Below are 15,535 nucleotides of genomic sequence, written 5' to 3'. Positions count from 1 at the left end.
TGTATTATTTTTATACACGGTTATGTTTATGACTAAATTTAGGCCTTGGCGCAGCCTAATTTGAATAATGATGGTATATTGCAACTTCACGATTTAAGGAAGGCTTCGTACTTAGCAATGAATAACAAACAACTAAAGTTAGCGGATCTAGCCAAGCTTGCTGGAGTATCAACCTCGACTGTTTCTCGTGCGTTAAATGATAACCCATTGATAAAAAAAGAAACTAGAGATAAATTAAAGCAGTTAGCTAAGCAACATAACTTCAGTTTAAATACGGCTGCGAGCCGCCTTCGCTCACAAAAAACCAATGTTGTAGCAGTGATCATAAATTTCGACAGTGGCACTGAGCAATCAATTAACGACCCTTTTTTGCTTAAGGTAGTCGGAGAGATAAACCTCGCATTGAATAAACAAGGGCTAGAACTTCTACTCTCAAACTCATTTATGGCCGGTGATGACTGGGCTAATTACTTTATCAATAGCCGTCGGGCTGATGGCATTATTGTGGTTGGGCAAGGCAAAGATCCGGCAAACATTGAAGCCGCCGCTAATGCAGGCGTGCCCTTAGTTGTTTGGGGTGACCCAAAAACTCCCAGTAATTATCCCATTGTAGGCAGTGATAACTTTGTTGGGGGTCGTCTTGCGACTGAACACTTATTAGCAGGTGGCGCTAAAAATATTGTATTTTTGGGAGACCCAGGACATGCTGAAATTGGCGAACGTTACCGTGGTTATTTAGCTGCTCTAAATACGGCTAACGCTATAGCAAACGTAGTGTCTATCGATATTACTAGTAGCGCAGCATACCATGGGATCAACCAATTACTAGTCGCGAAAGGTTTATGTTTCGACGGCATTATGGCGTGCAGCGATATGGTGGCACTAGGCGCTATGAAAGCGTTAAAAGAGCGCTATATCAGTATTCCTAACGATGTTGCGTTAGTTGGTTTTGATGATATTGCCATGGCAGATGTGAGTCACCCATCACTTTCGAGCATTAAACAAAACACTCAGCGAGCCTCAGTATTACTGGTTGAAAAATTATTAGCGCAGTTACAAGGCCAGTCAGCTGAATCGCAAGTTGTTGAAATAGAATTAATTAATCGTCAATCTAGCAAAGGATAATCTGTAGGGTGAGTTAACTCAATTTTGAAATTTAAAATGCAAACGTTTGCATTTTATTTTGCGCTACACTATGCTAAAAGAAATCAACATCAGGTTAACGTGCATGAACCCAATAAGAATAACCATAGCGTTGGCGTGTAGCTATTTCGTGTTCGCTATTTTACTCAATAGTGTTGGCACCGTAATTTTACAAGCCATCAATAGTTTTGACATAACAAAAACGCAAGCTTCTGTTTTAGAAGGCTATAAAGACCTTACCATAGCAATAGTTTCTTTTATTGTTGCATCATTTATTCCACGACTTGGCTATAAACTGGCCATGCTTGTAGCGTTGGGGTTGGTTGCCTTAATGTGCTTGTTAATGCCCTCAATTGCACAGTTTTATGCGTTCAAAGTATTGTTTGCTGTGATCGGTTGCAGTTTTGCGATTATGAAAGTATCCGTTTACTCGGTTATTGGCCAAGTCACTGATAACGCCAATCAGCACTCAGCATTGCTTAACACCATTGAAGGTATTTTTATGCTTGGGGTGTTATCTGGCTATTGGGTGTTCTCATGGTTTATTGATAGTAGTAATGCGCAAAATACAGCATGGTTGAACGTGTATTATTTGCTGGCTTTGTTAGCGGGTATGGCTTTTATTACAGTGCTTATAGCGCCAATAAAAGTTCCGCAAAAAGCAACATTACGTACCAGTCAATTAGCTGCTTTTATTGACATGCTAACACTCACTTATAAACCTCTAGTGGTTATATTTATTATCAGTGCATTTTTGTATGTGTTGATTGAGCAAGGGGTAGGGACTTGGTTACCTACTTTTAATAATCAAGTACTTAAGCTGCCAGTTGATATTAGTATTCAACTGGCCAGTGTGTTTGCCGCAGCACTGGCGCTAGGTAGACTAGTGGCGGGGCAGATATTACGCGTTATTGGCTGGTATAGTTTGTTGTTAAGTTGCTTGGTTGCTATGGCCGTGCTGGTGCTACTAGTTTTACCGCTGACTCATGAAATTGATGGCAGCCAAGTAACGAGTGTATTTGATGTGCCTTTTGCAGCATACATGCTGCCGCTCATTGGCTTTTTTATGGCTCCTCTTTACCCATTACTTAACTCTGTGATGCTCAGTGCGTTAGCCGCTCACCAGCAGGCAGCTATGACCGGACTTATCGTGGTTTTTTCAGCATTAGGCGGCACCACTGGTTCAGTAATTACCGGCTTCATCTTTGATAAATTTAGTGGCCAACATGCCTTTTATCTTACCTTGATCCCAATTAGCTTGTTGTTGATCAGTGTAACTTTATTTAAAAAAATGACAGTAAACTTAGGCGCAGTGCCAGAAAAAGGAACGATATGAACTTTGTAAATAGCCAATTATTTTTAGATGTGCAACTGGCGGCTATATTTAGTGACAGTAAAACTTTTGCTGATGCGATTGCTAATGATAGTTGGCAGTTAGCATGCGACCTTTACTTACGCGTTAAACCACTTACTACACCACAGTTAACAGAATTTGTAGCACAGCATTTTACGTTTGAATCAACGGAGCTCCCAACTCAGCAAAGCAACAGCGATAGTGTGCAAAGCTATATTGCCAATTTATGGCCGTATTTGCATCGCAATGCAGACACAGCTAAAGCCAGCTCTTTATTACCACTTAAACACAGCTACATAGTACCGGGTGGGCGCTTTCAAGAAATATATTATTGGGATAGTTATTTTACTGCGTTAGGTTTGCAAGATATTGGCGATATAGACAGTATCGAAGCCATGCTTGCTAATTTTATTGATCTGCAAAATCGTAATGGTTGTATTCCCAATGGCAACCGCAGTTACTATAGTTCTCGCTCGCAGCCTCCTATTCTAGCGCTGATAGTTGATTTAATTTGGCAAGCAAAATACTGTAAAAATAGTGACTTTGCATGGTTAACTGATTGCGTTGTTGCCCTTGAGCAAGAATATACATTTTGGATGCAGGGGGCAGAGCTACTGAGTGAGCAAATATCAAGCCATAAGCGTGTAGTAAAAATGGCAAATGGTGCATTACTTAACCGTTACTGGGATGATCAAGCAACACCACGGCCAGAATCACTGCGTGAAGATTTGCATGATGCCTCATTACTTCCTGAACAGCAAAGAGCTAATTACTATAGAAATATTAGAGCTGCGTGCGAGTCTGGTTGGGATTTTAGTAGTCGCTGGCTGGGTAATAATAAGCTTACCAGTATTCAAACCACGGATATTATTCCTGTGGACCTCAATAGTTTACTTTATTACCTTGAAAAACAGCTGGGTCATTACTTTGCGGTATTAAACAATACAAATAAGCAACAGTATTTTGAGCAACAAGCAGCTCAAAGACGTGCGGCAATTAATCAGTATTTATTCAGTACTGATATGGGGTTTTTTGTTGATTTTAATTATCAAATCCAGCAACAATCTACAGTGCTGTCGCTTGCCGCCACCGTCCCATTATTTGTCAATTGTGCTAGCGAAGAGCAGGCGGTGTTGGTTAAAAATAAGCTTATGAGTGACTTTTTAAAACCAGGCGGATTAGTAACAACCCTCAATGAGACTTCCCAGCAATGGGATAGCCCTAATGGCTGGGCACCACTGCAGTGGTTTGCTGTACACGGATTTCACCAGTATGGCTTTGTTGCAGATGCAAACACCATCATGAGCAATTGGTTACAGATGATAGAAAACAGTTTTAAAACCGACCACTGTCTACTCGAAAAATACAATGTTTATGAGCCTGAAAATAGAGCTGGAGGTGGCGAGTACAAAGTGCAGCAAGGCTTTGGCTGGACCAATGGAGTTACTTCTCGATTTTATCACTTAATAAAATAACGTAATAGCCAAGGATTGGCTTTAAAATTGTTTAGTCGTTATGCATCAGACATCTAAATTTTCATTCTTTTGATAAATCAGATGCAATATAACCCCCATCTTTGTTATTAGCATTGAAGATAGGTGTCATTATAAGTTTGTTCCTTATACTGAACATGGAATAGCGGTTTAAAGGAGAGAGTAATCGTCTGCTAATACACTCCTACAAAACAGCTAAGAGTGATTGTTATCAGCCAATTAAGCAAAGATATTTAGCGATGTTGCTGCTCTCTTTTTAGCGTGAAATAAAAGCTTTTCATGAGTATATACATGGTTACGGCCAGCTATATTCATACTTTTAAATAGTATAAAAGCATGATGTAGCTAAGGTTTTAAAAATTACAGGGGATATTGTCAATAATCGCTTGTGATGCTACCTGGCCAAATAATGCTTGTGTTATTGCATCTCCTGGTAAGGTATCGCTAAACGTTAATAAATCGGCTGACTTCCCTGTTATGGTTTCATACAACACCAATGAGGAAAGCAACTTACCTAACATTGTTGCATGATTCCCGTCAGCCTGATGAATGGTTAACTCAGGCGATATTTCGAAGGCTTGATTCCATGCTAACCCTACAGGGGCCACACAACTATGTTGCTCTTTAGCAATATCTACATGAATACCGTGTACGTAAATTGCATCTTGTGGCTTTCCTGCCAGTGGATGTTCAGGAAAAAGAATTGGCGTGGCACCTATCGCTTTTGCTCGTTGTATCCAAGTTACAGTGGCATCGATAGGATAAAATTCCGACTGGCTTTGAGAGTATTTTTGCCCTTGTAAAATAACATGGGTCCATTGTTTATTTTGTATTGTTTCAATAATGCTTTCGTTATTAACGATCGTGTCGAGAAATGCTCCATTGCGAGTGTCAATATTTACCGTTTTATTGGCGTCACCATGAGAAAATATTTCTGTTAGTAAAGATTCAATACCGGCTACATGGCTATTACCAATAATTAGAATATTATAATTACTTAATTCTCTGTTATTGGGGATTGGTAAATTATCCGTTGATTTTATTGGCTCACTAGTGCCATTTCCAGCAGGGATGGCTGCTTCTGATGTGGAAGTCGACCCCCCACACGCACACAGCATAAGTATTGCAGAATAAATAATTAGGTTTTTTCTCATCATTCCCTCGATAGTTAATAGTTATTTTTTTAGTGTGAAATTTGGCTTGATGTATCCTATTTTTTTGCCACTTTATTTAAATTTATTATAAAACTCGTCAGTTATGGTTGTCATTTTGCAATTCAATGTGGTGTTTTTTCGCTTCATTATAAACAATGCATAAATTTGTACTCATCAAATCAACAGCAAAGATAAAATTATATCGCTGTTAAAATCATTTGATACGGTGTTCCAATTACCTGCAGTGCCTTTAGAAATAGTTTAAAACAATGCGTTAAAGTCTAAATCTTTTTGTTGAACATTTTCATCATTAGCAACACCGTAAAAACGATGGTGCACTGCATATAGTCACATTCCATTTACATTACCACCAAGTTTGAAGCAAATAAAGTAAATATCTACTCCTTGGCTACCGACATTTAATAAACAGATACTGAAACGTCTTGTTGTAGGGCCGTTGGCATGTGGCTCTTACTTTCGCGTTAAACTACTCACAAGAGCGAAATTAACAGAATTAGTAACGTAGCATTTTTACATTCGTATCAACGAAGCTTCCAGCTAAGCAAAGGATCACCGAGGCCAGAATCATTGCGTGAAGATTTAAAGTATGCCTAATTACATCCTGAGCACCAACGAGCTAGTTACTATAGAAATATTAGAACCGCGTGTGATTATGGTTGAGATTTTAGTCGTCGCTGGCTTTGTAATAATAAGCTTATGAGTGACTTTTTAAAACTAGGAAGATTACTTCCCTCAATGAGACTTCCCTGCAATGGGATAGCCACAAATGCTCACTGGTGCTAGAAAGTACTTTTAATACTGACCACTGTCTACTCTAAAAAAGTACAGTTTTTATTGGGCTTTAAATAGGCTAGAGCTGGCGAGTACAAAGTGCAGCAAGGCTTTGGTTTATAACCTCACGATTTTATTATTTAATCAAACTACAAGTTAATAATAAAGTATTGATTTAAATCATTTTTATAACTAAAATGGATTAGTTGAAAGGTGCTTGATAGTCAAGCATCTAGACGTCTAAATTTTTTATTCTCTTTATAAATCAATAGATTTGAGTGAAATAGGTTGAACATTGGAGTTGTTTTAGGTATTGTAAACAAAATGTTTCAAGGACGAGATGCAATGATTCAACCAACCTCAGTATTTATCAAAACCGTTTTTAAAATGCCTGTCCGTTCGCAGTGTTATCCATACTTAATTAAAACGTTAGATGCATTTTTTAGTAAAGTAAAAATGGACGACAGTCTACCCCATAATGACAACCGCAATGAGTTTGATCTTTTCTTAATTGATAGCAGCGGCTGCAATTGGCAAAACTTAATACCAGCAGACTTATTAGCCTTAGCCAAAGTGAAACCTGTGATTGTGTTTAATGCGCATTCTGACGCTATTTGTGAAAAAAACTTGTTACTTAATAATTTTAAGGGAGTCTTTTATAACAATGACCTTCCTGAGGACGTATTTACCGGATTAATGCGGATCATTAATGATGAGCTCTGGTTCAGTCGCAAGATTATTTCTTCTACATTTAATGAAGTGCTCGCGATGGTAAGTCATTATGATCATCAACCTAGCAGTGATGCTGGTAGTGAACATCAAGTGTTAAAAAGCCTGACTAAACGAGAAAAATCAGTGGTTTATTTACTTGCGCAAGGTGCGAATAACCATAGTATCGCAGAGCGGTTAAATATCAGTGATCACACCGTAAAAACACACCTTTATAGCGCATTTAAAAAAACAAATTCACGAAATCGTATTGAGCTATCTAATTGGGCACAGCGATATATGGCGGTACGATTACCGTTGCATGACTAACAGATCAACCATAATATGCACCCAATTATAACCAGTAGGATGGAGCATCAGTAACTGCATATTTTGTGATATTGTTTCAGGTAAAGCACCTTGTGACCCTGTTTGGGAGGATGAAAGCATTTAGTATTTCTGACTATCTATCCAAATACAAAAGGAGCAACTGTGGTTATTCCTAAGCAGCACCTTAGTCGTTATGCTTTTGCGCAATCTGATGAAGTACTTGCAAAGCTGATTGTAGCCACTAAAAAGTTGCTCTTATTTTAGACTCTGCGCTAGAGGGAGGGGAGAACAGGTATGTTTTTGAAATTTATATTCTCACGATTGTGAAAGAGCCGACGACAGTGAGCTCGCTGCTTTTGCCAAACAGATCAGAGAGTACGCATAACCTTTGTTTATATAATACTCAATCGGTAATTGCAGCCCTAATACTCTTCATACATTACGTTGGTTTTTGATTGGTGCTATATCGGTGCTGGTACACAGATATAACACCTGTTATTGCTATTTTTGTATCTCATGGTTAGCTATAGAATAAGCTAACCAGAAATCAGAATCGTTATGCCAGCGTTGATAGACGTTAATTATCAACTACGCTTTGTTGCCCATATGCCTTTATCAATGCCTTTGATGACTAGATCACTGAGGGCTTTTTCAATTGCTTGGGTTACGCAAATACTCATCGGTTCGTTATCACTAAAACCCGCTTCGGCTTCGGCTAAACGTTTATAACTAACATAACGGAAAAACCCTGCGCGCATTTCTTGGCTGAGCACTTTTTTGCTGGTGGCTACGGACAATAATACTTGCCCAGTACGCACGTCTACGGCACGTAAGTAAATAGAGATAGCATCTTCGCGGTAGAGTTCTGACGCGCCGATGCCAAAATATTCCATGCCAAAACCACCGGTTTTTACATTGGTGTCGTAGCTAATTATACCGCCTTCTAAAATGATTTTAGCGGTGGTCAGTGGTGGTAATTCAACAGCATTTGGCTGTTCGGCTTGGGCGGCACGAATAATTTTTCTTTCAGTCAGAATATTTTGCAAACCTTCACGTTCAACCGGAATAAACCAATCAGATTCGTGTAGCGCTTGTATTAAGATGGAATTAGCCCCTTGAGTGACGGCGGTTGAAAATGAACTAACATTGCCTTGCGGTTTATATTGGCCCGTTTGATCACGAAAAGAATATACCGATACGGCGATACTGCCAGCAGGTGTTGGTAACTGTTGAAGTGCTTTAAAGGTTTCAGTGGGGGTTAAACTTGCGGCCAACTGTTGCGAAGGTGGGATCAAATTGCCCATGCTACTGCATGCGGATAATGCCAGGGTAAGTACTGCAATAAATAGCGCTTTCATTTAGCTAAACCTCGGTACTTCAATGACCACGACACTGTTGTCAGTGGTGTTGGTTATTCGCACTGTAATTGAATCTACGGTACTGGTGATCACTTGAATTTCGTAATCACCACTTAAAAAAATTGAATCTTGGTTAAAAATACTTTCATCTATATCTTCACCAAAGGCAATATCAGTGATCTCTCTTACCATGCGGTTTAAGTAGGTACGTTCTAGAGAATCTTGAAATTTCTCAGCGTAGCTTTGTTCAATTATTGGTGCTTTATGTTTATTTTGCGCTTGCGCTTTATTTAATAGCATACTGGCATTGAGTGGACTACCTCCGAAACTTGGATTAATGGGGGTATACACAAGCTCTGTTGCAGATACCGATAAGGGGAGTAATATCATTATAGTTGTTGTTATATATTTTCTTGAGTCGGGGGCCATTTTACCATCCATTTTTTGCCATATCGGGCGAAGCTTTATGTAAATTAGAGCGCGCCATCGCATCCATAACACTGTATAAAGCGTGTTCTACACGCTCATCAATAGGCTCCAAGCGACGCCCTAAATAGGTTACATATACAATTTGATTATTCATTACTAAGGTCAGTTTTGTGCCAGCCCGAGGAAGTACGGTCTCTTTTATTTCTATATTAAAACCAGCGGTTGAGGGTAGGTCGCGCCAAAGGTTTGAAAATTCAAAATAAAACTGGTGACCAAAGCGACTAATGCTGCGATCGAGCACTAGGCCATCTATTTCTAATTCGTCAGCGCCTTGAGATAAGTGGCTAAAGGTAGTTAAAAAAAGCAGGCTTAGCGCGGTAATAAGCGTTCTAACTAATGTCATGTTTAATATGGGGGGACGTGCCCCCCAATATCCTTATTCTTGGGTCACAGTTGCTGTGTTGTAATCGCCCACTTGGGTGATCACGACTGAAGTGTTAGAAGCGGTAATAGCACCTTCAACTAAGTTGCCATTACCTACTTGTGTGACTGTGAAGTTGATGTTGTCACCACCAACGATAAATGCACCCGTATCGATACCTGCTACCATATTCATATCGCCTTGCTGCGAAATATCAATAGAATGGTTGCTGCCTTCCATAACTAAATCAATCGCATTCAGATCGCCACTTTGGCTAAAATCAACGCTATTGTTATTACTATTTAGCACACTTGCAAAGGTTAATGTTGCTTCATTTGTGCTGCCTAATTGACTGATATTAATGTCATTATCGTTTGAATTAAGCGATGTGTCAGGGTACGAAGATTGAATTAAAGCGGTATTCATGTCACCGGCTTGAGCTAAATCAACGTCGTTGCCTTGACCATTAAAATTAGCGATGTGAGCGCTGTTTTCGTTACCAATTTGAACGCTTGAGAATTCATTGTCAGCGCCAATTGTGCCCAAGTAGGTCTCGTTCATTGAGCCATTTTGCATAACAGTGAGTTCATTGTTATCACCTAATACATCAGCCCCAACTTGATTATTATCTTGTTGTTGATCAACCGAAACTTGATTGTCATTACCGGCAAATAACTCAGATGTGAAGGTATTGGTATTACCTTCTTGATCGATTGATAGGGTGTTTTCGTTTCCTTCAACACTTGCAAAAGTCGCAGTATTTGAATCACCCGCTTGTTCGATGTCTAAGCTGTTTTCATCGCCGCGAACAGAAGTAACCGTAACGCCGTTGAAATTACCTTCTTGTGCTATTACTACTTCATTCGTATTACCAACGAGTTCAGTAAGTGTAAAAGCGTTAAACAAGCCGTTTTGAGTAACTTCAATGGTGTTTTCGTCACCACTAATAGTTGCCAGCGTTGCTTCATTTAAAAGGCCTGCTTGAGATGCGCTAATTTTGTTGCTATTACCTTGCAAATCCAAATTATAAAACCAATGGCCGCCATCTTGCTGAGTAACTGCAATGTCGTTAGCATCACCTTGAACTACGTTAATCGCTTCGTTATTAATACCAAAAAAGCCCGTGCCAAACTGCGCAACATTGACTGAGTTATCATCGCCTGTTATGTCTGATAGAGCGCCATTAACTTCACCATCTTGGCTGTGACTTAGGGTGTTGTTATCGCCTATTACGTACGTTAAAGACAAGTTTTGAATTTGTTTTTGATCAACATTAATGCTGTTGTTATCGCCTAAACTTGTTACGTTTGCTTCAAGGCCATCACCTTGTTGCGTGACCATTACATCGTTACCCATACCTTGCAATGATGTTTGTTCAATAGTGAGGACATTGCCTACCGCAGTAGTTGACACTTGACTTGCTAATACAGAGGTTGATTGGTTTTTATCGTCGATATTTGCGTGTGCAACAAAGCTTGAACTTAATGCAACTGCGATTGCACATGTCAATAAAGATTTATTTAACTTCATGATTTTTCCTTAACTTATAATTATTAGAGCAGTCATTAATGGGTTGTGGATACCTTAATGTTCTGCATAGTTTGTTCGGCATGCCTTGCCGATTTAAGTTTTGTGATATCAAGAGCAAAAAGCTCACTCATACAAAAGTGAGTGAAGAATTATATTGATATGCAGTGTTGTGTTTTATGCAATTAATGCTTTTTTACTTACGCACTGCTACCAATTGACGGTTAACTTTATTGTGTAAACGTAATATTCGAAATCATCTCTTTTTATGATTTTTAATCTACTTTCTTTTCAATTGCTTACTTGTTTTCCACCGTAATCAGCTTGGAATGTTGAATAATCTGGTAATAAAAGATGAGGCGAGTAAGGCATCTACTGAGCGCTAATTACTCATAAAAACGATTGTGTTGTTAATAAATTGACCGTTAAAAACAGTGTTAAAGACTGGTTTTTTAGTAATTTATTGAATTTTTCTTGTCTGGTTTAGGTTTTCTCTGTCATTTATGGTGCTTGCCAGTGATATTTCAAAAGTAGTGAAGTTAGCGAAACTTAGTAACAAAGCTAAGTTAATATTTCTAACTATGGATACAAAATATGAAAACTAAATTATCTATTTTAAGCTTGGCTATTTTGCCATGTTTAGCTGCAGCACAAGTAACAACCATTGCTGCAGAGCCTTCAGCACGAGCTTCTCAAGACTCATTGCTTGTTATGTATAAAAAAGGCACTTCTGTGGCAATGCGAAGTCAAGCCCGCAGTTTAGTAAAAGCTAAAGTAAGTGATTTAAATAAAGATGGTGTTGATGATAACTATTCGTCGATTTTATCTGGTCGTCTAGCTAAGTTTGAAGTAACTGGCATGAGCACCAAGCAAGCAATTAAATTACTGCAAACACATGCAGCGGTTGAATATGTTGAGCCAGATTATCGCGTGAGCATTGCTACGGCTCCTAATGACCCTGATTTTTCAAAGTTGTGGGGATTACACAATGAAGGCCAATCTGGTGGAACGGCCGATGCGGATATAGATGCACTCGAAGCATGGTCAATTACAACAGGTGGTAAAGATGTCGTTGTGGGCGTTATCGATACTGGTGTAGATCACAGTCATAGTGATTTAACGGCAAATATGTGGATAAATCCGAATGAAATCGCAGGCGATGGCATCGATAATGATGGTAATGGCTACATTGATGACGTGCATGGTATTAATGCCATTACAAATGTTGGCGACCCAATGGATGACCAAGGTCACGGTACGCATGTCTCAGGGACAATCGGCGCTGCAGGTAATAACAATAATGGTGTTGTGGGTGTTAATCATGAAGCGGCGATTGTTGGTTGTAAGTTCTTAGATGCATCAGGCAGTGGCTCTACATCCGACGCTATTAAGTGTATTGACTATATGGTGAGTCTGAAAAATGCCGGTGTAAATGTTCGCGTACTAAATAATAGTTGGGGCGGTGGTGGCTTTAGCCAAGCGCTTGCTGATGCGATAACCGCCAGCGAACAAGCTGACATTTTATTTGTTGCCGCTGCAGGTAATGACGCCGTTGATAATGATCAAAATCCACATTATCCATCCAATTATGAGCATGAAAGCGTGTTGTCAGTGGCCAGCACTGATCGTAACGATAATATGTCAGACTTTTCACAGTGGGGTTTAACCAGTGTTGATTTAGGCGCACCAGGGAGCGCTATTTTATCAACCGTACCGGGTAATGGTTATGCCACTTACTCTGGTACATCAATGGCCACACCGCATGTTGCGGGTGTCGCTGCTTTGGTACTATCACTCAATCCTGACTTATCAACAAGTGAGCTTAAACAGCTGCTTATGGATAGTGGCGATGATAATGCACAACTGGCAGGGAAGACCGTATCGGGCAAACGCTTAAACGCTAATCAAGCTCTTGAGCAGGCAGACCCTACACCAAGCTTTAAACTATCTGTTACACCAACAGCTCAGCAGATCACTGCCGGTGAAACGGCAACATATACATTTGAAATTGGCTCAATTGCCCAGTGGCAAGGGGTTGTAGACCTTGAATTAATTGGCGATTTAGCTGGTGCTAGTTTATCAACAAACACTGCAACGCCTGGTGATGTGGTGATACTTAGTGTGCCAACTCAAGAGTCAACACAATGGGGGCGCTATGACTTTAGCGTAAATGCATCTTCTGGCGAGTTGGCTAAGCAGAAGTCAGTAAGCTTATTAGTTGATCCTGTTGGCTTAAATGATTTTACCTATACGAATGATACCGCAGTAGCAATCCCCGATAACAATGTTGACGGTGTTGATTCTGTGATCACCGTAAATGATCCACTGACTGTTTTTGCAACTCAAGCGAGTATTGATATTTCACATACTTACATTGGTGATTTAATCGTTACGTTAACCTCGCCTAGAGGAACAAGTTCTACATTGCATAGTCAGTCAGGCGGTAGCGCAGAGGATATAGTACAAAGCTACTCTTTAGCTGATTTTAATGGCGAAGTGGCAACGGGTGATTGGGTATTACATGTTGAAGATACCTATGCGGCAGATACTGGCACACTGAATAATTGGTCACTTACATTTAGTGCAATTGGTGAGGTAACCCCGCAGCCACCACAAGCTGATTTTGACTATGATGCACAAGCTTTAACAGTCTCGTTTACGGATTCAAGCAGCGATGCAAATAACGATATTACACAATGGAGCTGGGACTTTGGTGATGGTGCAACTTCAACAGATGCAAATCCAGTTCACGCTTATGCGCAATCAGGTAACTACCAAGTAACATTAACTGTAACCGATAGTGAAGGTAATACTGATTCGTCAGTACAGACCGTGGTTGTGAGTGATGTTGCAATTGCGTTGAGTTTAACCCGCGCGAATAAAACCCGCTTAAACACTATGCGTGTTGATCTTAGCTGGGAGCAAGTGGGTGCTCAATCACTTAATGTATATCGCAATGGTGAGTTTGTAGGAACAACGACTGATAACGGCCGTCACCGTGACTTCTTACGTAATGCAACTTTGCCAGCCTATGATTACCAAGTTTGTGTTACAGCAGATGTATGTTCAAATATCGTAACAGTGACATTTGAATAAGTGCACTTAACATTTAAATAATTCCCCGTGAAGTCCCAAGCCTTGCTGTTCCCCTGCAAGGCTTTTTTATTGCCTACTATATTGTTCCTGATAGTTAAACTCTGCACTTCAAACATCTAATAATATTATCAGATAGTCGTATTGTGGATTTTAACAGGCTCTGCTAACGTTCAACGATTACCCATAGTTTGAAATTCGGGGCGACTGACAACGCGCTCTATATTACAAAAAGAGAAACGTGCTTATGATCATCTTTTTTATCTGCCTGACTATTTTAATATTAGGTTACAAGTTCTACAGTCCCTTTGTAGAAAAACAAGCTGGTATGGACGCCACCATTGATACACCACAAAAACGTTTTAGCGAAGGTGTTGACTATGTTGCAATTCATCCTGTTCGTGCGTTTTTAATTCAGTTTTTAAATATTGCAGGGGTAGGCCCAATATTTGGCCCTATTCTCGGTGCTCTATATGGACCAATTGCTTTGGTCTGGATCGTACTCGGTAATGTATTAGGTGGAGCTGTACACGACTTTTACTCAGGTGTTATGAGTATCAAAGAGGATGGTAAAAGCCTACCAGAAATTGCAGGTAAATATTACAACGTTTTATTTAAAGGCTTTATGTTAATATTTACGGCGATGTTACTGTTTTTTGTCGGCGTGGTATTCATAATGAGCCCCGCTGGATTATTAAGCAACTTAGACGTATTTAAAGATACTATATTTGCCAATAATACCTTTTGGGTTTTGGCTATTTTGGCTTATTACTTTTTAGCTACTTTACTGCCAATTGATAAAATCATTACTAAATTTTACCCTGTTTTTGGTTTATTAATGATTGTGATGACGGTTGCAATTGCTGTATCACTGTTAATTAATGCGCCGCATTTACCGGTAGCTGGTGATTTTTTAGCGTATTTTGAAGCTGATCATGCCCATGACTTTTTAACTCCAAATCCAGATGGATTACCTACGTGGCCGTTATTGTTTATTACCATAACCTGTGGTGCTATTAGTGGTTTTCATTCTACGCAAGCACCAATTATTGCACGTTGCCTAACTAACGAAAAATACGTTCGTCCAGTTTATTATGGCGCAATGATGTGTGAAGGTATTGTTGGTTGTGTATGGGCATTAGCGGGTATTGCTGCTTTCCCAGAAGGCTATGCAGGTTTAAAAGCAATGCTTGATTTAGGCGGCCCAGGTTTGGTGGTTAACCATATAGCAAACAGTTATTTAGGTGTGTTTGGTGGTATTATGGCGATTATTGCAGTAGCAGTATTCCCAATTACCTCAGGCGATACGGCGTTTCGTTCACTTCGTTTAACAGTGGTTGATGCGTTTAGTATTCCGCAAAGTTTGCGTAATCGTTTATTGCTAGCAATCCCTATTTTAACGATTGCCTACTTTATGACTAAGCTTGATTTCTCTGTGATTTGGCGCTACTTCGCATTCTCAAATATGCTGCTTTCTACGAGTGTGTTATGGCTTGCGACTAAGTACTTATTTGACCGTGGAACATTTCACTGGATTGCCAGTGTACCTGCAGTCATCGCTACAGCAGTGACCTTGTCATACATAATGACTGCGGCAATAGGGTTAAACTTATCAAGTGATTTAGGTAAACCGATTGGTGCAGCAGTGGCGGTAATAGGCTTTATAGTACTAGCGATAGTGCATTCAAAGCATAAAGTGCGTGCAGTTTAATAAATCGTAATCTTAATAATGT

11 protein-coding genes are annotated in these 15,535 nt (G+C 39.7%); 6 read left to right on the top strand and 5 right to left on the bottom strand.

Annotated features, from left to right (window positions below; all coding sequences use genetic code 11):
• Positions 1–117 precede the first annotated feature (117 nt).
• From H5183_RS02205 to H5183_RS02195, 3 genes are all read left to right on the top strand, one after another.
• Positions 118–1,125, top strand: a complete 1,008-nt coding sequence (locus tag H5183_RS02205; RefSeq protein WP_182730809.1) for a LacI family DNA-binding transcriptional regulator — start codon at positions 118–120, stop codon at positions 1,123–1,125.
• A 103-nt stretch (positions 1,126–1,228) separates the two neighbouring features.
• Positions 1,229–2,479, top strand: coding sequence for a sugar MFS transporter (locus tag H5183_RS02200; protein ID WP_182730808.1), 1,251 nt, complete (start codon positions 1,229–1,231; stop codon positions 2,477–2,479).
• Positions 2,476–3,972, top strand: a complete 1,497-nt coding sequence (locus H5183_RS02195) for a trehalase family glycosidase (RefSeq protein ID WP_182730807.1) — start codon at positions 2,476–2,478, stop codon at positions 3,970–3,972. The genes H5183_RS02200 and H5183_RS02195 overlap by 4 nt, the downstream gene beginning before the upstream one ends.
• Before the next feature lie 371 nt (positions 3,973–4,343).
• Here the strand turns inward: H5183_RS02195 and H5183_RS02190 are convergent, their stop codons facing one another.
• Complete coding sequence (locus H5183_RS02190) at positions 4,344–5,147, bottom strand: hypothetical protein (RefSeq protein ID WP_145234534.1); 804 nt, start codon at positions 5,145–5,147, stop codon at positions 4,344–4,346.
• A 1,134-nt stretch (positions 5,148–6,281) separates the two neighbouring features.
• Between H5183_RS02190 and H5183_RS02185 the strand changes: the two genes are divergently transcribed.
• Positions 6,282–6,974 (top strand): response regulator transcription factor, encoded by a 693-nt coding sequence (locus tag H5183_RS02185; RefSeq protein WP_145234532.1) that lies wholly within the window; start codon positions 6,282–6,284, stop codon positions 6,972–6,974.
• Between the two features lie 584 nt (positions 6,975–7,558).
• On the opposite strand, the gene H5183_RS02175 is transcribed toward H5183_RS02185, so the two are convergent.
• Genes H5183_RS02175 through H5183_RS02160 form a run of 4 tightly spaced genes read right to left on the bottom strand, consistent with a single transcriptional unit; the run spans position 7,559 to position 10,712 of the window.
• Positions 7,559–8,332, bottom strand: coding sequence for a CsgG/HfaB family protein (locus tag H5183_RS02175; RefSeq protein ID WP_145234530.1), 774 nt, complete (start codon positions 8,330–8,332; stop codon positions 7,559–7,561).
• On the bottom strand, positions 8,333–8,773 hold the full coding sequence (locus H5183_RS02170) for a curli assembly protein CsgF (protein ID WP_145234528.1): 441 nt from the start codon (positions 8,771–8,773) through the stop codon (positions 8,333–8,335).
• On the bottom strand, positions 8,763–9,164 hold the full coding sequence (locus tag H5183_RS02165; RefSeq protein WP_145234525.1) for a curli production assembly/transport protein CsgE: 402 nt from the start codon (positions 9,162–9,164) through the stop codon (positions 8,763–8,765). The genes H5183_RS02170 and H5183_RS02165 overlap by 11 nt, the downstream gene beginning before the upstream one ends.
• Before the next feature lie 33 nt (positions 9,165–9,197).
• Entirely contained in the window at positions 9,198–10,712 is a 1,515-nt protein-coding gene (locus H5183_RS02160; RefSeq protein ID WP_145234523.1) for a curlin, read from the bottom strand.
• Positions 10,713–11,303: 591 nt separating this feature from the next.
• On the opposite strand from H5183_RS02160, the gene H5183_RS02155 reads away from it, so the two are divergent.
• Entirely contained in the window at positions 11,304–13,805 is a 2,502-nt protein-coding gene (locus H5183_RS02155) for a S8 family serine peptidase (protein WP_182730806.1), read from the top strand.
• Between the two features lie 244 nt (positions 13,806–14,049).
• Positions 14,050–15,513: a carbon starvation protein A gene (locus H5183_RS02150; protein ID WP_182730805.1), complete on the top strand. Its 1,464-nt coding sequence runs from the start codon at positions 14,050–14,052 to the stop codon at positions 15,511–15,513.
• The last annotated feature ends 22 nt before the right edge of the window (positions 15,514–15,535 follow it).

Origin of the sequence: Pseudoalteromonas sp. SR44-8, from assembly GCF_014163635.1 — a bacterium.
GTDB lineage: Bacteria > Pseudomonadota > Gammaproteobacteria > Enterobacterales > Alteromonadaceae > Pseudoalteromonas > Pseudoalteromonas rhizosphaerae.
Note: the sequence above shows the minus strand (reverse complement) of the source record. Positions and strands in the feature narration are given on the sequence as shown.

Excerpts from the sequence above, each read along its gene's own strand:
- H5183_RS02205 (WP_182730809.1), top strand. The coding sequence starts at position 118 with ATGAATAACAAACAACTAAAGTTAGCGGATCTAGCCAAGCTTGCTGGA.
- H5183_RS02200 (WP_182730808.1), top strand. The coding sequence starts at position 1,229 with ATGAACCCAATAAGAATAACCATAGCGTTGGCGTGTAGCTATTTCGTG.
- H5183_RS02195 (WP_182730807.1), top strand. The coding sequence starts at position 2,476 with ATGAACTTTGTAAATAGCCAATTATTTTTAGATGTGCAACTGGCGGCT.
- H5183_RS02190 (WP_145234534.1), bottom strand. The coding sequence starts at position 5,147 with ATGATGAGAAAAAACCTAATTATTTATTCTGCAATACTTATGCTGTGT.
- H5183_RS02185 (WP_145234532.1), top strand. The coding sequence starts at position 6,282 with ATGATTCAACCAACCTCAGTATTTATCAAAACCGTTTTTAAAATGCCT.
- H5183_RS02175 (WP_145234530.1), bottom strand. The coding sequence starts at position 8,332 with ATGAAAGCGCTATTTATTGCAGTACTTACCCTGGCATTATCCGCATGC.
- H5183_RS02170 (WP_145234528.1), bottom strand. The coding sequence starts at position 8,773 with ATGGATGGTAAAATGGCCCCCGACTCAAGAAAATATATAACAACAACT.
- H5183_RS02165 (WP_145234525.1), bottom strand. The coding sequence starts at position 9,164 with ATGACATTAGTTAGAACGCTTATTACCGCGCTAAGCCTGCTTTTTTTA.
- H5183_RS02160 (WP_145234523.1), bottom strand. The coding sequence starts at position 10,712 with ATGAAGTTAAATAAATCTTTATTGACATGTGCAATCGCAGTTGCATTA.
- H5183_RS02155 (WP_182730806.1), top strand. The coding sequence starts at position 11,304 with ATGAAAACTAAATTATCTATTTTAAGCTTGGCTATTTTGCCATGTTTA.
- H5183_RS02150 (WP_182730805.1), top strand. The coding sequence starts at position 14,050 with ATGATCATCTTTTTTATCTGCCTGACTATTTTAATATTAGGTTACAAG.